The organism is Roseburia sp., assembly GCF_041325975.1.
In the GTDB taxonomy this organism is placed as follows: domain Bacteria; phylum Bacillota; class Clostridia; order Lachnospirales; family Lachnospiraceae; genus Roseburia; species Roseburia rectibacter.
In genome coordinates, this window is sequence record NZ_JBGLEJ010000004.1 from 1,026,611 (window position 1) to 1,045,674 (window position 19,064).

20 protein-coding genes and 1 pseudogene are annotated in these 19,064 nt (G+C 39.7%); 4 read left to right on the forward strand and 17 right to left on the reverse strand.

The features are described 5' to 3' along the window. Positions 1 to 6: 6 nt before the first annotated feature. The 4 genes from ACDD58_RS08145 to ACDD58_RS08160 all read right to left on the reverse strand — a co-directional run bounded on the left by ACDD58_RS08145 (position 7) and on the right by ACDD58_RS08160 (position 3,700). Positions 7 to 1,218: an HD-GYP domain-containing protein gene (locus ACDD58_RS08145; protein WP_186899924.1), complete on the reverse strand. Its 1,212-nt coding sequence runs from the start codon at positions 1,216 to 1,218 to the stop codon at positions 7 to 9. Between the two features lie 928 nt (positions 1,219 to 2,146). Next, the gene (locus tag ACDD58_RS08150; RefSeq protein WP_006857209.1) at positions 2,147 to 2,311 is read right to left on the reverse strand and encodes a hypothetical protein; all 165 of its coding nucleotides are present in this window, start codon (positions 2,309 to 2,311) and stop codon (positions 2,147 to 2,149) included. A 141-nt stretch (positions 2,312 to 2,452) separates the two neighbouring features. Further along, on the reverse strand, positions 2,453 to 3,055 hold the full coding sequence (locus tag ACDD58_RS08155) for an alpha/beta fold hydrolase (protein ID WP_005342549.1): 603 nt from the start codon (positions 3,053 to 3,055) through the stop codon (positions 2,453 to 2,455). A 51-nt stretch (positions 3,056 to 3,106) separates the two neighbouring features. Continuing rightward, complete coding sequence (locus ACDD58_RS08160) at positions 3,107 to 3,700, reverse strand: VanZ family protein (protein WP_117920180.1); 594 nt, start codon at positions 3,698 to 3,700, stop codon at positions 3,107 to 3,109. A 313-nt stretch (positions 3,701 to 4,013) separates the two neighbouring features. Between ACDD58_RS08160 and ACDD58_RS08165 the strand changes: the two genes are divergently transcribed. After that, entirely contained in the window at positions 4,014 to 4,250 is a 237-nt protein-coding gene (locus tag ACDD58_RS08165; protein WP_002578301.1) for a DUF6061 family protein, read from the forward strand. A 133-nt stretch (positions 4,251 to 4,383) separates the two neighbouring features. On the opposite strand, the gene ACDD58_RS08170 is transcribed toward ACDD58_RS08165, so the two are convergent. The 7 genes from ACDD58_RS08170 to ACDD58_RS08200 all read right to left on the reverse strand — a co-directional run bounded on the left by ACDD58_RS08170 (position 4,384) and on the right by ACDD58_RS08200 (position 9,734). Then, the gene (locus ACDD58_RS08170; protein WP_109214827.1) at positions 4,384 to 5,703 is read right to left on the reverse strand and encodes an MATE family efflux transporter; all 1,320 of its coding nucleotides are present in this window, start codon (positions 5,701 to 5,703) and stop codon (positions 4,384 to 4,386) included. Then, on the reverse strand, positions 5,693 to 6,151 hold the full coding sequence (locus ACDD58_RS08175; protein WP_108817235.1) for a MarR family transcriptional regulator: 459 nt from the start codon (positions 6,149 to 6,151) through the stop codon (positions 5,693 to 5,695). The genes ACDD58_RS08170 and ACDD58_RS08175 overlap by 11 nt, the downstream gene beginning before the upstream one ends. Positions 6,152 to 6,306: 155 nt before the next feature. Continuing rightward, complete coding sequence (locus ACDD58_RS08180; protein WP_009243742.1) at positions 6,307 to 7,056, reverse strand: DUF6040 family protein; 750 nt, start codon at positions 7,054 to 7,056, stop codon at positions 6,307 to 6,309. Next, complete coding sequence (locus ACDD58_RS08185; protein WP_109214826.1) at positions 6,995 to 8,716, reverse strand: MobA/MobL family protein; 1,722 nt, start codon at positions 8,714 to 8,716, stop codon at positions 6,995 to 6,997. Before ACDD58_RS08185 ends, ACDD58_RS08180 begins: the two co-directional genes overlap by 62 nt. Next, a complete protein-coding gene (locus ACDD58_RS08190) occupies positions 8,692 to 9,045 on the reverse strand; it encodes a hypothetical protein (RefSeq protein ID WP_058692446.1) in 354 nt (117 codons plus the stop codon). The genes ACDD58_RS08185 and ACDD58_RS08190 overlap by 25 nt, the downstream gene beginning before the upstream one ends. Beyond that, positions 9,045 to 9,359: a DUF3847 domain-containing protein gene (locus ACDD58_RS08195; RefSeq protein ID WP_002578306.1), complete on the reverse strand. Its 315-nt coding sequence runs from the start codon at positions 9,357 to 9,359 to the stop codon at positions 9,045 to 9,047. The genes ACDD58_RS08190 and ACDD58_RS08195 overlap by 1 nt, the downstream gene beginning before the upstream one ends. 144 nt (positions 9,360 to 9,503) lie before the next feature. Beyond that, positions 9,504 to 9,734: a helix-turn-helix domain-containing protein gene (locus tag ACDD58_RS08200; RefSeq protein ID WP_002578307.1), complete on the reverse strand. Its 231-nt coding sequence runs from the start codon at positions 9,732 to 9,734 to the stop codon at positions 9,504 to 9,506. 175 nt (positions 9,735 to 9,909) lie between these two features. Here ACDD58_RS08200 and ACDD58_RS08205 point away from each other — a divergent pair, with 175 nt between their 5' ends. Both ACDD58_RS08205 and ACDD58_RS08210 read left to right on the forward strand, forming a co-directional pair. Beyond that, positions 9,910 to 10,539: a helix-turn-helix domain-containing protein gene (locus ACDD58_RS08205; protein ID WP_009243739.1), complete on the forward strand. Its 630-nt coding sequence runs from the start codon at positions 9,910 to 9,912 to the stop codon at positions 10,537 to 10,539. 160 nt (positions 10,540 to 10,699) lie between these two features. After that, positions 10,700 to 11,995: a tyrosine-type recombinase/integrase gene (locus tag ACDD58_RS08210; RefSeq protein ID WP_009321335.1), complete on the forward strand. Its 1,296-nt coding sequence runs from the start codon at positions 10,700 to 10,702 to the stop codon at positions 11,993 to 11,995. A 279-nt stretch (positions 11,996 to 12,274) separates the two neighbouring features. Here the strand turns inward: ACDD58_RS08210 and ACDD58_RS08215 are convergent, their stop codons facing one another. Together ACDD58_RS08215 and ACDD58_RS08220 are read right to left on the reverse strand one after the other, a co-directional pair. After that, complete coding sequence (locus ACDD58_RS08215; protein ID WP_370776887.1) at positions 12,275 to 13,231, reverse strand: 2-hydroxyacid dehydrogenase; 957 nt, start codon at positions 13,229 to 13,231, stop codon at positions 12,275 to 12,277. A gap of 32 nt (positions 13,232 to 13,263) precedes the next feature. Further along, the gene (locus ACDD58_RS08220) at positions 13,264 to 14,607 is read right to left on the reverse strand and encodes an MATE family efflux transporter (RefSeq protein WP_117920184.1); all 1,344 of its coding nucleotides are present in this window, start codon (positions 14,605 to 14,607) and stop codon (positions 13,264 to 13,266) included. Between the two features lie 216 nt (positions 14,608 to 14,823). On the opposite strand from ACDD58_RS08220, the gene ACDD58_RS08225 reads away from it, so the two are divergent. Further along, the gene (locus tag ACDD58_RS08225; protein ID WP_370776889.1) at positions 14,824 to 15,282 is read left to right on the forward strand and encodes an Lrp/AsnC family transcriptional regulator; all 459 of its coding nucleotides are present in this window, start codon (positions 14,824 to 14,826) and stop codon (positions 15,280 to 15,282) included. 459 nt (positions 15,283 to 15,741) lie between these two features. Here the strand turns inward: ACDD58_RS08225 and ACDD58_RS08230 are convergent. From ACDD58_RS08230 to ACDD58_RS08245, 4 genes and pseudogenes are all read right to left on the reverse strand, one after another. Further along, positions 15,742 to 15,834, reverse strand: a pseudogene (locus tag ACDD58_RS08230) (NAD(P)-dependent oxidoreductase); the annotation flags it as partial. 73 nt (positions 15,835 to 15,907) lie between these two features. Further along, the gene (locus ACDD58_RS08235; protein ID WP_370776891.1) at positions 15,908 to 16,366 is read right to left on the reverse strand and encodes a DUF4317 family protein; all 459 of its coding nucleotides are present in this window, start codon (positions 16,364 to 16,366) and stop codon (positions 15,908 to 15,910) included. Between the two features lie 75 nt (positions 16,367 to 16,441). After that, positions 16,442 to 17,542, reverse strand: a complete 1,101-nt coding sequence (locus ACDD58_RS08240) for a Fic family protein (RefSeq protein ID WP_117920190.1) — start codon at positions 17,540 to 17,542, stop codon at positions 16,442 to 16,444. A gap of 123 nt (positions 17,543 to 17,665) precedes the next feature. Further along, positions 17,666 to 19,021: a sodium-dependent transporter gene (locus tag ACDD58_RS08245; protein ID WP_117920192.1), complete on the reverse strand. Its 1,356-nt coding sequence runs from the start codon at positions 19,019 to 19,021 to the stop codon at positions 17,666 to 17,668. Positions 19,022 to 19,064 lie beyond the last annotated feature (43 nt).

Below are 19,064 nucleotides of genomic sequence, written 5' to 3' on the forward strand. Positions count from 1 at the left end.
TTTCTCTTACGCAAAACATTTTTTGATCTGTTCCGTGATCCCGCCGTCAATCCATCCTTTCTGTACCATATTTTCCAGTATCGCACATGCCTCATCATGCGTCATTCCGGCTTTATATGGTCTGCTCTCTGTCAGTGCCTGATAGATATCAATGCACGCCATGATGCGTTCCTGCCGGTTTAACTCAGCACCTGTTTTTCCGAACGGATACCCGGTACCATCGAGTTTTTCATGGTGGAGCGCCGCCCAATCGCGGATATCCTCCATTCCTTCCGCCTGTGATAAGATCAGATATGTGTATCCCGCATGATTTTTCATTTTGGAAAACTCTTCGTCCGTCAGGCGTCCCGGTTTTTCTAAGATATCATTTCCGATTGCAACTTTTCCGATATCGTGCAGTGCACCTGCCAGATACATTTTTAGCACCGTCTCCTCGTCATCACCGAGATATGTGGATAATCTGGCTGCATTTTCCGCAACACCAAGTGAATGACGGCTTGTAAATTCGGATTTATAGTCAATGATCTTTGCAAACAGATTGGCAAAATTTTTGCACATTTCACCGCTTAAATCCCGTTTTTTCCTTGGTACAATATTCCACAGCCGCTCTTCTAAATCTGCATCTCCAAGGCTTAAAAAATGTTCTTCCCCAAAAACGTCCAAAAAAACATCCACACATGCATCATCAAATTTTGTCCCTTTATTTTTCAAAAGATAATCTTTTGCGCGCTGCCACACGGCATCATCAAATACCGGCGTCCGGCAGAACGCATCTAAAATATCACACAGATGAATGATCCTTGCAAAAAGAGGGATCTCTTCCCACTTTTTTCCAAATGGTCCGCTTCCATCGGCATTTTCATGGTGATATAAAATCACATTTTTCACATCCGTCAGAAACGGGTACATTTTTAAGTTTTCTTCCCCGTAAATGCAGTGGATGCCAAGCTGCTTTGACGTTATATTTTCCGTATTATTTTTTGTAAAGTCATTGTGAAATTCCTCATGAATATACTGCGTCAGCGCATTGTCATGCAACAGCGAACATGCCGCAAGATCCTGCAGGGCATCTCCTGTAATTCCCATTTTTTGTGCGGTACATACGCTCATATATGCAACTCTTTTTCCATGTTTTGTCGCAACATGGGTCAGTTCCGCTTCGACACAGTCGAGTGCATAAGAGCATGCACCAAGCAAACCAATAATGTCTAATTCCATTTCCCATTCACTTTCTTTTTTATTTTTTCTATCTTAGCACACCAAAATGACTTTTTATAATAATACAGACCAAACCCCTGTTTTACAAATGCTTCTGCTATAAAATTTTCAAATAATGCACCTTTATAAATTCCAAGATTTTTATTTGCCCGAAGATCCTCTTCATAATCAATATTTATCTGTCTTTGTAAACTTTCATTTCTGTATCAGAAAAAGGTCTGCATTCCGTCATATTTTCCATCCAGCTTAAACGCTTTCAACGCTGTCGCCATATCGGGATACTCCTTTTATAATTGCTTTCGGCAAAATAGAGGATCGATTCTGTTTTTCCAATCTGCCTTGCCCCTTTGATAATCAACGGTAAATGATCCGGATCACTTTTCCATTCAATTAAATACTGATCTATTTTTTTAATACATACAAATCCTCATTTTAAAGTTTTTTCTTCATACGATATTCCCACGTTTCGCTGCTCATTATAACACATTTTATGAGCCATAAATATTATTTATTTCACATTTTATGAGCTTTATTTTTATATTTTCTCACATTTTATGAGGATTTTTTCTTTAATTTTTCACATTTCATGTTTCACTTTATCATTCCAACAATTTCTGCCACACGCTTTCCCCATGTTTCACTTTCCTGTTGAAGTTCCGTAGCACTGCGAACCTTTTCGATAAACTCTGCTTCATTCAAAACAAACAACCAGCTTATCTGTGGTTTTATTCTACCACGAATAAGCTGGTTTGTGTAAAAATAATTATTGTCTCACTAATAGGAGAAATCCGAAAGAAAATCGGAACTGTCTTATAAGTATCATAAAATTTTAATTCCATAAATTTATGGGAATTATGGGATATATATTGATATCTTTCTTGTAAAAATATCAAGTTTCCTGTCTGTAGTCATTTTGGCAAACTTGAATTTACTTGCTTTTCTTCTCTTTGCTGCGTCTCACTAATGCGATAAATAGTTCAATGACTCCGCCACATAGCCATATGATACCTAACGCAATATTTTCTGCCCAGAACCAAAACGGTGACATAACAATCCATGTAATCGCTAAAATAAAAATTCCCCTACTGCTCATGATTTTCCTCCTGAAACTCCGATTGTTGCTTACATTATACTTCGTCCATCTCTCTAAGGACAGTGGGATGTTGTGATGAAAGTGAGAGAGATCGCTTACCTGTCAGACAATTTATCTTACTATATTTTTTGCACGATAAATTTACTGATTTAATATCTCTGCAATCGTGTTTGGTGCATATTTATTGAGTTCATGTCCTGCATTTGGAACGATGTGCAAAGTAGCTTGGGGTAGCAATTCTTTTAGCCTTTTAGAAGCCTTTAGATTGGCAGTATCCTTTTTTCCACACAAAATTGTTACTGGACAACGAATATTATTTAATTGCAAAGTAAAATCCAATGACCGCATAGAGTGAGCCAATTTTATGGTGCTGCTTTTTGATAGTCCCATACTTTCAAAAACCTTGTTTGGCATACAACGGAAGATAAGATTTTGAAAATCTATCAGTAAACTTGGAACTTTATATTGTGCGCCAATCAAAACCAGCGAATCCACTTTTTCCTCATGTCGAATAGCAAAATCAATCGCAAGAAGCGCACCTAACGAAAGACCGCAGATACGAAGCGGCTCTTTTACTTCTGAATACCGCTGTTCTAAATCACCCAAAATCTGCGAATAGGATATTTCATCTTCTGTTGAAGAAAAAAGTTCTGGGCAATCGACATCAGAAATTGATAGTTGTTGGACTACTTCTTTCCAGTCCTGTGCAGTTTGTCCCAACCCATGTAAAAAAACAGTTTTCATTAAACGCCTCCTAAGCTCAAGATAACCATCAATGCACAAACAAACTTGAATTTACAGCACCATTTTCCATAACAATGATGAAATAAATGGTTGAAGGAAGAACATAATAAGTGCTACAGATACACATATTATGTAAAAGTCACTCATTTTTGAATTTGAAAAGATTCGCTTCGTAAAATTATCAGTTATCCTATGTACAATAAAATATCCAATTATAGTACCAACAGTATTTGTAATAATATCGTTTATATCACTGGTTCTAAAAGTAAAAATCTGTAATATTTCAATTAAACTTGTAACTATAAATCCCATTAAGGCAATATTTTTAATGTTTCTAAATTTATCCCACAATATCGGCAAAAAGAAACCAAATGGAACAAATAAAAGTATATTCAAACAAGCATTAATGAAATCCGAAACCATATCCAAAAACGGGATAACGTTCACTGCAAAATCAATTTTCAGAGATGCTATATTAGGGAAGCCTACAAGTGCTAAGACTGCAGTAAAATAAAACCCAAATACCATATAAATAATAGTTCGTTTCCAGCTATGAAAACATAACTTGTTATATATGCACCAAATAGGAATTATAAAAACAGCTGCCGCAACAATTTCGATAAGTGCACTATATATTCTATACATATTTTTCTACCTCCACAACTTCCGATTGAGATTTCACCTGTTTTAAGAAATTTAATAACTGTTATATTTTATTATTAAATTCTTCGCAACCCCTTGAAAACACTGGATTTGTCGCAGGTGAGCTTTCCCTTATTATTTCCCTTGTGTTATATCGTCCCATCAGTGTTTATGCACTCTGATAAGGGCAAATACAAGGGCAAGAAAAATCTATAAGACAGTATAACACAAAATAAAAGTGACATGGTGAACTGATTGAAATGCTTCTTAATTTTTGCTACTACTGATTGATTAAATGATAAGGAGATGGGATACGATGAGAACAATATTTGCAGAATACAATCCACAGTGCAACAGCATTGATGTATATACTAATACGGGCTATATACTCCGTATTGATTGTTGGGAAGCAGAAAAAAATTTAAGAACCACACCTGGATCTGATTGTGCTTTGACATCGCTTGCAATCGATGAGCCATTAGAATATGCAAGGTTATATCTTGATGGGAATTTACAGATGTGGGTAGATGCTGAAGATTCATTAGAGTTATGATTATTCCAATCAAAATCTACTAGAATTTATTAAAAATTAGCTTCATAATTTTAAAAGGACAGCCCTATTGCTATGAGGCTGTCCTTAAAAATACAATAGATAAACCTAGATTATTCTTGCTACTATCTGATTGTTAAATTTTCTGTATTCCATATTGCAAATCTCCCTTTTCGCAATATTTTATTAGTATGAATGCCAGAATCGCTGAAAAAACACGTGCCAATACCGTACTCCACCATATCATAATCTGTCCACCAAATAAAGGTGGTAAAACAAGCATAAATATCAGCATCAATACTGGTTCAATGAATGTAAGAATGTATGACAATCCACTTTTTTCAGTAGCATAAAATCCAGCTGTCGCTATTCTGGTAATCGCAACAAATGGTAATGACACTAAAAATATAGGTACAATTTTAGAAATCTCAATACTTACTTCATAAGAAGCTCCGAAAACCCCTCCAATATTTGCTCTGTTTACATACATGATAATTCCACCACAAACAGCAAGAATTATTGCAAAAATGTATGCCATTCTCTGAACTCCTCTCAGGCTTTCTTGATCCTTCTCACCATAAAAACGGCTCATTAAAGGTTGACTTCCATCACCTACGCCCTGCAATATGAGATATATGATACAGATAATATAGGATACACATGCATAAGTTGCAATAGCTTTTTCTCCCCCATAAGAAGCGGAGAATCGGTTTATAAACACCAATGAAATATTAGGAGTCAATGCTAGCCCAAATGGTGCAAGACCTACTCTGAATATAGCGCCACACATTTCTTTTACATTTTTTAAGGATACATACACATAAAACTTTTTATTATATAATGCGTATATGATTGCAATTGCTGCAGTCACACCCTGTCCGGCTATTGTAGCTGTGGCTGCACCTTTCATGCCCATTTCATATATCCATACAAAGATAAAATCCAGAACAATATTGGTTATGAATCCACCAACCATCGCAAACATTGACCAGAAAGAGTTTCCATAATTTCTAATGAATGGCATCATTCCAGTTCCAAGAATCTGCAATATTGCTCCAAGTGCTATAATTTTGATATAATCTGTCGCATTTGTTAATATAATTCCATCTGCTCCAAGCAATCCTAAAATTTTAGACGAAAAGGAGTAAATAATTATGGTACTGATAACACTTACTATTACAAGAAGCCACCAGCTTGTAGCAATAAATTCTTCTGCCCGTTTTCCTTTCTTTTCTGCTGCATTAATTGAGTAATAAACAGCTCCTCCCATACCAATTCCTGTTCCAAGAGCCTGAATCAAAGCCACAATCGGATATGCAATATTAATAGCCGAAAGTCCAGCATCTCCTATGGTATTGCCTACAAAATATCCATCCACTATCGCATATATTCCTGATAATGCAAATGCTATAATAGATGGAATAACATATTTAAAAAATAATGATTTATGATTCATTTTTCTTACAATCTCCTTCCTTGAAAAGTCTGATAAACAGCTCTGTATTATCATTAAGACTTTCTATATTCTCTAATCCCATTTTTTCGATTACATATATTTCTTTTGAGTGCAGTTTTTCTATGATATCTTTCGTATATTCCATTCCTGATTCTGTGAGGCATATCAGCTTATTTCTCTTGTCTGAATCATCAGATACCATATTGATGTATCCTTTTTTCTGAAAATCTTTTAGTATCGTATTTACCGTTTGCTTAGGTATATTCCATTTTTCACTTATCATTTTCTGCGTGCATCTTCCATTACTTTCATAAAATGAATACAAAGCAAAAACTCCATTTGAAGACAGTCCCTGATCCTTTGACCATTCCTCATACATTGCTGTACATTCTTTCCATAAAGCATAATATCGTTGCAACTGTATTATCATATTATTATCTTTTCTCATCTTTTTCCTCCTTAAATTAGTACGAATCCGGACTTTTGTATTATAGTCCGAGTTCGTACTAATTGTCAAGATTTATTTATATACTTTTTCTTTATATAAACAATCAATAGTCCCTTACTAAGGACAGGAAGATTATGAAATTTCCCTGTCCTCTTTTAATAATATCCTCGTTCTTCCATCCAGTCTTTCACATAACATCTGATTCCAATATAAATAATATGCGACAGTAATAGCAATACAATAAGATTTATCGGATTAGCGTTTTTAATCCATTCTCCAAAGTAAATTACAACAGCTGTACTCGTTATCGCTACCACGATACTGATGATATCCCAACAATATTTCCGGTAGATTTTTCCTACCTGATAACCAATCCCGATTATCAGCCACCCGGTTATTACGAATAAAATTGCCATGACAGTACCGGCAATCAGCCAGTACACAATCCCGGAAAGAATACTGTTAGGTATTCCACTGCTTAACTGTCCGAAAGAGTCTGCACCTGTCACAAACTCCCGAAATAAACTTCCCATTCCTTTTCCTAACGCACCGAAAAAGACGATACAGTCGTTAAGGAAAACCGGCGAAAGAATCGCAGTAAACAGTGTTGTTGTTATGCTGTACCATGCCAGTAGAAACAAGATACTTTCATAACCAATCGTCATATTTTTATATTTCTTTTCTAACTGGCTTTTACGGCTATCGCATTTTTCTTTTGCTTTCCGGTAAGCAGTACGGTCACATTTTTCACATTTCTCATAAGGCACTTTTTTCTCAACAGCTACCTCTACCGTCTTTTGGTGTGTCTGTGCATAAAGTTTTTCCTGCTCTGCTTTTTCATACTTAAATTTCCATGCCACGGCTTCTGCGTCGGCTCTTTTCCTGCTGTCTGTCTCGCTGGTCAATCGTTCCTCTGTTTGCCTTAATCTTGTCCGCAATGCTTCGATATTCTCGGCTCTGTTTTCGCTGTTCAATTTCTCGTTCAAGGTCAGCGATTCGCTTAGCTGCCTGTTTAGTTCCTGGATTGTCTGGTCTTTCTGATCCAGTTCGTCCTGCATCTGTTCGGTCATCAGCAGAAGTTCTTCCACCTGCCCGACGTTCTCTAAGTTTCTGCATTCGCTCATCGATCTCCCTCGCTTTCTCTATCTGCTGTTTAAGGTCAGCAATTCGCTGTTCTGTTTCTGCAATAAGCTGTTCTCGTTGTTCAGCTTCTGCGTTAATTCCTGCCATTGCTGATTCTCGTTTTCCAACTGTTCGATTCTGGTTTTCTGTTGCTCGATCTGTGAGAGCAGTTCTTCTGTATCTGGCAAAAGATTTAGCAGCCTGGATAATTCGCTGTTTAAGCTTTTTAAACTCTGGTTCTGCTCCTGAAAAGACAGGAGCTGCCTGTCCCGTTCCTGCAATTCCTGTACCATCTCTGCCATAAGATTCTGCTGTTCCTCGATCTGGTTTATCATTGTCTCCATCATGGGAATGACTTCCCGGCTTTCTTCTAATGTCACGCAATCGCTCCTTCCATTGTGTTAATGCACTGGATACTTTTCCAAAAGAAATCTGTATTTTATCCAGCAGTGCATTTTGTCTTTTTATGATCTGGTTTTCCTCTACTTTCCATGAAGTAGAGGATGTCTGTCCGTTTTGAAATTTCTCGTCAATTTTTCTGGCATCTGCGCCCTCATGGATCGTCGGTATCTCTAATTTTCCCTGCCTTGCATAAGAACGATGGTCAATGTGATTTTCCGTTTTCAAATGTGCATTACAGACGTTTGCCCATTCGCTCCGCCATAGCTCACAATTTTTCGGATTGTTCCACCCGGTAGCATCGGTTAATACACGTTTCCACTGTTTGCGGTTCCTTGTCCCGACTTTCTGGACTCCATTTTCATCAAGTACGGGGATTCGGATTCCATGACGGTCAGGGTTCTTTTTATCCTGCCACCAGTCCGGATGGGATTCATCCACCACAATATTTCCATTTTCATCTCTGACAAACTCCCAATCCTTGATTTCTTTGTTACCCCATGAGTGGTCTGAATTGAATGGTCGCAACGTCACCAGTAAATGCACATGGGGATTACCATCTCCTTTATCGTGGATACTCCAATCCGCACACATTCCCTTATCTACAAAGGTCTTTTGAATATATTCAGTTGTATAATCAATCTGTTCCTGTCGGCTCCATTCTTTCGGAAGTGAGAACTCAAATGACCTGCCGAGTTGTGCATCTGAACTTTTTTCTATCCTCAAGACTTCATTCCATAAACGCTGCTTCTGAAAAGTAAGTTTGAATTTTTCCAGTGCAGCATTTTGGTTATCTGCCCTTTTATATCGGACAGATTTCTGGAACCGTCTGATATTTTCAGCAGGTACATTCTGCCATTCCTGTGGTGCATTTTCACACATCAGCAGGCTGGTATAAACGACTTCTTTTTTTGAAGTATAGTAGCTGATCCTGCCTGTTTCTTCATTTTTCATCACATCGCCATTGAGATAAGCAGACGCCGATATGATGGATTTTCCTTTGCTGCGTCCAACAATCTTTACTGTATAATGAAAAATCGCCATGCTCCGTTTCCCCCATTCTGCCGTATCCGGCTTTGATTTCCGGCAGGTAACGTTTTTCCTAAAAGAAAATGGTATCTGCCGGAGCACCCTCTGCGTAAGAGTGCCCTGTGCATAACAGCCTGCATGGAATGTGCCCCTCTGGCGAAGAGTGCCTCCTGCGGCATGAGCAGGTCTGGCTGAAAGCCCCGCCGACGGAACGAGCCCGGCAAGCGTAAGCGCAGACCGGTTGCCACCTGTGGCAAACTTATACGGACGACCTCTGGTTGTCCATAAGTGCGCCCTTCATAAAAAAGCAATGAAGGGAATGGAAACTCCACTCCCTCCGGCATTACACTTCCTCCGTATTTGCAACTGGCTCTTTCTGCATTGCCTTTGAGAAGAATTTCCCATTTGCTTCCTGCCTTTTTAAGAAGCCGATCAGCTTTGGGATATCATCTTCCTCAATCGCAGAACCCAGTACCGATTCCACTGCACCGCCAATCTGGCAGAGCCTGTGTGTCCGTTTTTTGGTTTCCACATCTTTCTGACGTTTCTTCAGTTCCCGTTTCTGTGCTGCATACTGTTTTGCTTTCTCAAGGCTTTCCTGTTCTTTCTTTTCCAACTGGAGCATACGCTCCTCATAACTCTTTGTTGATCTTGCCATAAATATCATCGTCCTTTCTTTTTTTCCAAACATAAGTTTCCTGTTGTCTGTCAGACGAAGTACATGGTATAATCTGCTTGCGTGTAGGTATATCATGACTCCGGTCTGATAGAACCTTTGGCGGTTTCTTCGGGAACCGCTTTTTTAAGTTGAACCGTTTCTTGTGACTGCTTTCACATTTCCCTTATCCCTCAAGTCCCTGCCCTCGTTGGCTTCCATAAAAAGTTCCAGCATATCCGTTTTGATCAGGACTTTTCTCCCAACCTTCAATACCGGAAGTTTCTTCCACTCTACCAACTTTCGCAGGGTGTTCCTGCCAATTCCCGTATAATCAGCAGCTTCCTCAATAGATAAGGCAATCTTTCTTTGCGTCATATGACCACCTCCTTTCGAATTGCATTATGCAATTTCATTTGTGCTGTCAGTATAGCGTGTTTATATTGCTTTGTCAAGCATTATGAAATTTTGCTGCTTTTCTTAAAATTGCATATTGCAATATATTTTGTTGCGTGGTATAGTAATGACATACCGAAAAAGGAGGCACATCAGCATGAAAGATAAAGAACTACGCAAGCTGATCGGCAGCAGGGCAAAACAGCGCCGTCTGGAATTAAATCTGACACAGCCTTATGTCGCAGAGAAGATGGGAGTTACCGCTTCCACAATCCTGCGTTATGAGAATGGTTCGATTGACAATACCAAAAAGATGGTACTGGAAGGTCTTTCGGAAGCACTTCATGTATCGATTGAATGGCTCAAAGGGGAAACCGATGAATATGAAACTGATATTACGGATAAGAAAGAATTGCAGATTCGTGATGCGATGGGCGACATTCTCAAACAGTTTCCTCTTGACCTCAATAAAACAGAAGACGCTTTTTCTAAAGACTTACTGCTGTTAATGTTAAAGCAATATGAACTGTTTCTGGATTCGTTTCAGTTCGCCTGTAAAAATTACAAAGGCAGTACCAAAGATGCGGACATTGCCAAAGTAATGGGATTTGAATCGAAAGATGAATATAATGAGATTATGTTTCTCAGGGAGATCACACATACTGTCAACGCATTTAATGATATGGCAGATGTTGTAAGGCTCTATTCAAAGAAACCGGAAGCGGCAGAACAAAGGCTTGCAAATCTTTTATCCGAAGTTATGTATGACGATTCTGAATCGGTATAGTAAGATAATCGGAGTTATGATACAATGAGCGCAAGCGAGTCAAGCTGTTTACAGATTTGACGAGCGGCGAATTGGCTTATGGACTTGTCCATAAGATGCCTACACGCAAGAAGCATTTCAGCAGTTCCGATTGTCTGATATCGAAAGGAGACATACGATTATGGCAAAAGGATCTGTTAGAAAAAAAGGAAAAAAATGGTACTATCGTTTCTATGTAGAAGATGCAAGCGGTAAAATGGTTCAGAAAGAATACGCCGGAACCGAAAGTAAAAGTGAGACGGAAAAGCTTCTCCGCAAGGCACTGGAAGACTACGAAGATAAGAAGTTTGTTGCAAAGGCAGATAATCTTACCGTAGGGGAACTTCTGGATATGTGGGCAGAAGAAGAACTGAAAACTGGGACACTCAGCAACGGTACAGTGGAAAATTATCTTGGTGCAATCCGATGTATCAAAAAACACCCGATTGCAGACCGCAAACTGAAAACAGTTACTGCCGAACATTTACAGGCATTTCTTGATCTGCTTACATTCGGTGGTGAGTTTCCAGACGGGAAAGTAAAAAAGGGATACAGCAAAGATTATATCCATTCTTTTTCCGCAGTGTTACAGCAGTCATTCCGTTTTGCAGTATTTCCAAAACAGTTAATCAGTTTCAATCCGATGCAGTATATTAAGCTGAAAAAGCAGGCAGAGGAAGTTGACCTCTTTTCCGATGATGAAGTGGAAGAAGGTACACAGCCGATTTCACATGAGGATTATGAACGGCTTATCCAATATCTGGAAAAGAAAAATCCACCTGCTATTCTTCCGATTCAAATTGCGTATTATGCCGGGCTCCGTATCGGGGAAACCTGTGGTCTTACATGGCAGGACATTAACCTTGAGGAACAATGCCTGACCATAAAACGCAGTATCCGCTACGACGGCATGAAACACAAAAATATTATCGGACCAACGAAACGGAAAAAAGTAAGGATTGTTGATTTTGGAGATACGCTGACTGAAATACTGAAAGCTGCCAGAAAAGAACAGCTCAAAAACCGGATGCAGTATGGCGAATTATATCACCGCAATTACTACAAAGAAGTGCATGTGAAAAACAGGGTATATTATGAATACTATCATCTTGACGGAACACAGGAAGTCCCGACAGATTACAAAGAAATCTCCTTTGTCTGCCTGCGACCAGATGGCTCTTTGGAACTGCCGAGTACACTCAGCATTGTATGCAGATCAGTGGCAAAGAAGCTGGAAGGATTTGAAGATTTCCATTTTCACCAGTTGCGTCACACTTATACCAGCAATCTGCTTTCCAATGGAGCTGCACCGAAAGATGTACAGGAACTGTTAGGACACTCTGATGTCAGTACCACAATGAATATTTACGCTCACTCAACAAGAAAAGCAAAACGGGATTCCGCAAGACTTCTTGATAAAGTAGCGAGCAATGCTTAACTAAAAATTTCCCTTATTTCCCTTGCGGATTCCGCATAAGGGCAAAAATAAGGGAAAATACATATCATTTCACTATTTAATGGGCTGAAAAGCCTGTAAAATAAGGAAAGTTCAGGAAATCTCTCCACAAATTCCGATTTCTATTTTTCCAGTAATTCTATTGTTTATGTTGTTCCTGCTGTATCGGAAGAATATATCAAAGCACTGACTTATTGATTGTAATTATATTTTTTTCACTCTGCAAACCCGGAAGTTATATCATCACTTTGCTGCCAGATGCTATATACCTGATACAACATTGATCGGATTCCCTTCCATAAACTGCTTTATATTATCCGCCAGAATAGAAACCAACCGCTGTCTTGTCTCAAGTCCTTTCCATCCCATATGTGGCGTCAAAAGGACTTGATCCATAGTATAAAGAGGGTTGGTTTCTTCAGGTGGTTCAATTTCCTGAACATCAAGTCCGGCTCCTGCAATCGTACCATTTTCCAATGCTTCTATAAGAGCAGCCTCATCAATAAGTGCACCTCTTGAAGTATTAATGATAAACGCTGAAGGCTTCATAAGTGATAAAGACTCTTTATTTATCATATGTTTTGTACTTTCCGTCAATGGACAGTGCATGGAAACATAATCACTATTCTTGAGTAATTCCTCAAGCGATACATAGCGGATCCCCTTCTCATCCGCTCTCGGTGTCCTTGTATATACAAGTATGTTCATATCCAAAGCCTGTGCGATCTGGATAACCTTCCTGCCAATGTGTCCTGCACCTATAACACCAAGTGTTTTTCCATTTACCTCAACATGCGGAACCTGAAGATTTCTGGTGAAATTGTCATGATTTCCGCATGCCAGCATTTTCATCTGTGCCTGCATTGCAGAACTCAGATTCAATATCATCATGATCGCAGTATGTGCCACACGTTCTGTGCTGTATGCCGGGATATTGCAGACTGTAATCCCCTTCTTCCGTGCTGCTTCAAGATCAATATTATTATATCCTGTACCTGCCTCGCAGATCAGTTTAACAGATTCCGGGAATTTCTGTATCATTTCTGCACTTACAGGCATCTCCTTTGTTACAATGACATCTGCACCCTGAATACGCTCTGACAGCTGCTGTTCTGTTGTATCATCATATACTGTAACATCAGAAGATAAAACGGAAAAATCCAGCTTCCCATCAAAATTCATTTTCTTTGCATTCAATACCACACATTTATCGTTCATACTATAAATTCCTCCTTTTGAATTACTTTAGTCTATCTGGATTGCACTTCTTTATCAGTCGGCCATGATCTCCGAAGAGCCATATAGGATATTAAAAAGTTTGCAAACCAACCAGCCGGTACAGCAAGCCAGACAAATGCAATGCCAAAACGCGGTGCACAAATCAAAGCAACCGACAGGCGTATCGCCAGGTTCACCATGTTTGCAATAAGAAACGGACGCATGATTCCAATGCCACGAAGAACCCCATCAGTTGCCATTTTGATTCCCATAAAGATGAAGAAGTAACCGAGCCATCTCATATAACCCTCGGATACTTGATAAGCCAGGGCAGTTCCATCTTTACCAAGGAATAGCGAGGAAATCTGAGTATGCAAGGTTTCAATGACTATAAAAGCAAGAACTGCAAAACATACATCTAACACCAGTGCAGCGTGATATCCTTTTTTGATCCGTTCAATTTTCTTTGCACCAAGATTCTGGGAAACATATGGGGAAACCGCATTGCCAATGGATACAAAAATCAATGAAAAAACATTCTCTACCCGCATCGTCGCCGCATACCCCGCAAGTGCCTGTGTACCGAAAGGGTTTACAACAGCCTGTACGATCATCATACCGATAGACACTGTAGACTGCTGAAGAACCGAAGGTACAGCAATTTGAAGCATGGAATATAACTCCTTCCTGTCAAACCAATCAAATCGACTTTTATATCGACGCATCCGGCTAAGGAAAAGAAAAAGTGAAAACACCGCAGAAATCCCCTGTGCTATAAGAGTCGCAAGGGCTGCCCCAAACACCCCGAGCCCAAGTCCGGCCACCATCCAAAGATCCATAAAAATATTTAAGATTGACGAGAATACCAGAAGTCCCAGTGGGATTTTTGATTCACCAATTGAAGTGAACATGTTGGAAAGAATGTTATACATAAACAGAAACGGAAAGCCCACAAAATAGACCCGCAGATATAACACTGCATCATTCAGTATATCGCCAGGGGTTTGTAATACCCTCATCATCGAGTGGGAAAAGCAAAAGCCAAAAACACCAAGGACTATGCTTAGAATTAAGAAGCTAAACAAGGACGTTGACACGATGGTCTTCATTTTTCCATACTCCCTGGCACCGAAATAGCGGCTTACGAGCACACCGGCACCGACACCTGCCCCCAGTGCCACACAAATGAAAACATTGGTCAGCGCTGCGCAGGCCCCGACAGCTGCAAGTGCAGAAGAGCCAACAAATTGACCGACGATGATAGAGTCAGCCATATTGTATATTTGTTGAAAAAAGCTGCCCAAAATCATTGGCATTGCAAAAACCGTCAACGCTTTAAGAGGCGTATCTGTGATCAAATATTCATCTTTTGACATTATCATATTCCTCCACAGCCTTTATAATTTCACTTATTCTCCTTCGCCAGAATTTATTCCATGCATTCAAAACGCAAGTTTTAAATTACGTTACGAAATAATTATATGTATTTACAGCTGCCAAGTCAAGCCAACGTTTACTTTCAGTAACATAAATGATATGATATTTAAGAAAAATTACTATCCGAAGGATATTATTTTACAGGAGGGACACTTATGTACCTGAACGGTTTAGATGAACTGGATCAGAAGATCATCCAGTTGCTTATAGAAAATGCACGTATTTCTTACTCTGATATCGGTAAAGAAACCGGTATTTCCAGAGTGGCAATAAAAGCCCGGATTCAGGCTCTGGAGAAAAAAGGCATAATTGAAGAATATACAACTATAATAAACCCTCAAAAGATCAGCGGTGCTGTTTCATGCTATTTTGAAATTGAGACAAAACCAGACCATCTGTCGCAGGTGACAGATATATTACATAATAATGATACCGTCACGCAGATTTACCGTGTCACAGGAAGAGACAAACTGCATGTACATGCCGTTGCCTCATCAAGTGATGAAATGGAACACTTCCTGCACACAATCATTGATACACTTCCCGGCGTTATCAGCTGTAGCTGCAATACGATCTTATCACGTATTAAAGATATTAAAGGATTACGGCTATAGAAACCTGCTAAACAATTACTTATATTACATTTTGCTATTATTGCAACACATTATAAATCAGATTAGCACAGCCTTCAATACTGTACAAATCAGATTCGGTTCCAAACAGGCGGACAATGCTCATAGGTGCGAATTGAAAAACACAGAAAGCAGCAACGATTACTGCCGTAATTATAGCCCCAGATGGGCTGTGCACCAGTAGAAAGTCCCACAATTTTCTTCAGGATTTTTGACGACAAAGCAAAACTCTCTTTGTGGATCTTAACACTCTTAAATTTCCAAATATATACAAAATAGATGATGAACGTTAAAATCTGTCCTATGTTAGTAGCCCATGCAGCACCTTTTACCCCCAGTGAAAAACAAAGATAAATATCGGATCAAGGATAATATTTGCGATGCAGCCTATCAACATACCAATCAAACTATACTTTTAGGACTTCCATTGGCACGTATGATACCTGCAAGCTTATCCTCATTAAGTGCTTTTGCGAGAGCCTGATTATCTACAATCGGACCTCTTGCACAGTTGATCAATATTGCTGATGACTTCTTACGGTGAAGGAATTACAGAAAACCATTATGGAGAAAGGACGGATGTTATATGAACGAATTACAGGATACTTTAGAGGAGATCATGAAGATTTTCAAATGTCAGGAAGACATGCTGGACATTCTGGAGAACGAGAAGTCTCAAAACATCTTCAGAGAAGCCAAGACAAAGGCAGACTGTATCAATGGTGCTATGGCTGCTTGACCAATCTGTGCTGTGATCCTTAAATGCAGGATACAAAAATCCGGTCTCTTTGATTCCCTCAAATAATTGCCAGATACTTCCCGGTCTTCTGCTTTCATCTGGAATCCTGTACTCTTTTAACTGTTCATTTGTCTTTGAGATCAGCACGGCTTTCGCAAGTTCTAAGTTTTTTCCCCTGTCTGATGCAGACAATTTTAAGAAATGCGTATTGAATGTTCCATCCACATATCCCTCTTCATCAAAATATGCGCCTGCGATCCGGTCTATGGATGCCCGTGCGGGCGTCATCCGTCTGGTGAGTTCTAGCATGTCGTCGCGATTGACCATTTTAATCCCCATTCCTGCGCTGTTTTTTGCACATATCCAGTTTGTGCCGGGGCACAAATCTCCATATCATAATAGCTATTTTAACTGATTTAATATCTTTTTCTCATTCATTCTCGTAAAATCGCTCAGTCTGTATGAGCGTATTCTCTCCTTCACGATCACCGGCACTAAAAAACCATTTGCCGAGAGTTTTGCACACCTGTTTATGATCGTTTTACTGGTCACTCCCACCAACTTGCTGACATCAATCGGCGCAAATTCATACAAATGTTTTTTTATCAGAAATACCAACAGCTCTTTCTCCTTCGCATTCAGATAAGACAATCCGACAAGCAGATCCTCCTCACTGGATTCCCTGGACAACTCGCATACTTTCGCGGAATATAATTCCATCATGCGCAGGAAATAATCTACCCATATCTCCGGATGCGGCGGATTATCCCTCCCGGAATAATACAGTGCCGGAAGTCCCATCTGCAAGGATCGGTAATACTCTTCGGCATCATATGCAAAATACTCTTCTAAAGAACCGATCCCATAAAACCCATATCCATTCAGGTCTAATATATACCCGGACATCAGTCTTGCCGTTCTTCCGTTTCCGTCTTCGAACGGATGGATCGTCACCAGTTGATAATGGACAACTGCAGCAACGATCAGCGGATGATCGTCTGTTGTATTCACATAATTGACCAATTCATCCAAAAGTTCTGGGATATCAATATATTCCGGCGGTATATAATCGGCATTTCCCGTCTCCGAATCATACACTGCAAACAAAAATCCCGGCGGCATGGCTCCCCTCAGCCCAATTTTTTCCTTAGATGCTCCTTTTTCCACTAACGCCTGAATCTCCAGAATCAATTCCTTAGAAAACGGGACTTTATCTTTTACCTTCTTTTCTAAAAGACACAATGCCATGAAGTAATTCCTTACTTCCTGCTCCGGCTTTAAGAAATGTCTGTGCGGATCACTTTCGATTGCGGCATCTGCCTGTCCCTCTGTGAGCGGATTTCCCTCTATTTTATTGGATGCATAGGAACTTTTCTTCTTGGAATTTTTTCTTAACTTATTTGCGGTAATACTCGGTATATGAACATTGCCCATTGAGAATTTATTTTTATCAATCTGTGATATCCTCTTTAGAATATTGTTCGTAAGTGTAACATGGATCATTTTGCTCCCTCCTGCATCATTCTATTATACCGGATTTCCGTAATTTATTCCATTAAATTTACACTATTTTTACACTATTTTTCACTATTCTTTCACTATTTTTCTCTTAATTGCTTTCCTTTTTTACACAAGCCCCTGAATCAGGATAAACAGAATCAGCAGCGGCAATATAAACTGAAAATACGGTTTTAATTTTTTGGAGATCTTAAGTCCCTCTCCCGTGTTTGCTTCGTCGATATATTTGTCAAATCCCCATCCCCACTTCGTTACGCTAAACAGCAGATAGATCAGTGAACCGATCGGCAAAAGCAGATTGCTGACGATAAAATCCTCACTGTCAAGTATATCGCGGCTGCCTATCAGATGCAGGCTGCTCCACACATTATAGCCTAATACGCACGGAATACTTGCGATTAGAATGATCACTGCGTTGATGAACGCAGCTTTCTTTCTGCTCCATTGAAACATGTCCATACAAAATGACATGATGTTTTCAAATACCGCCATGACTGTTGAAAAGCTGGCAAACGTCATAAACAGGAAAAACAGACATCCCCAGATACGTCCACCCGCCATATTGACAAATACATTTGGAAGCGTGATAAAGATCAGGCTGGGACCGGCATCCACTTCCACACCATAGCTGAAGCATGCCGGGAAAATGATCAGTCCTGACATGATCGCAACAAAAGTGTCAAGTCCACAGATCTGTGCTCCCTCACCGGCAAGTGAATGTTCTTTTCCCATATAACTTCCAAAGATCTCCATTGCCGCAACACCAAGACTTAAGGTGAAAAATGCCTGGTTCATAGCCGCTGTGATCACATTTTTAAGTCCTGTCTCTGCAACTGTATCCAGATCCGGTACAAGATAAAATTTCACACCCTCAGCTGCCCCCTGCAATGTGATACTATGCACCGCAAGAACAACGATCAAAATTAACAATGCACTCATCATAAACTTGCTTATTTTTTCCAGTCCATTCTGCAATCCCCTGCTGCACACAAAAAATCCGAGTACTACCGTAAGGATCATCCAGAATGCCATCTGCAAGGGATCCGCAAGAAGATTTCCAAATGCTGCTGCCGTGTCATCCGCTGTCATTCCGGTCAGAAATTCACCTTTTAAAAATTTGAAAAAATAAGATACCATCCAGCCAGAGACTGTCGTGTAATACATCATCAGCATATAGCAGCCAAACATTGCGATCCAGCCGTGAATATGCCATTTACTGCCTTCTTTTTCGAGTGTCTTATATCCTAATACAGCGCTGTTCCTGCTTGCCCGTCCCACAGCAAGCTCCATTGTAAGCACAGGAAGTCCCATTGCAACGAGAAAGATCAGGTAAAATAATACAAAGATTCCGCCACCGTTTTGTCCAGCCACATAAGGGAATCGCCATACGTTTCCAATTCCGATTGCACAGCCTGCGCTCACGAGTAAAAATCCCAAACGGGATTTGAAAGATTCTCTTTTCATATTTTTTACTCCATTTCTGGTTTTTTATTGTTATTAAGGTGGA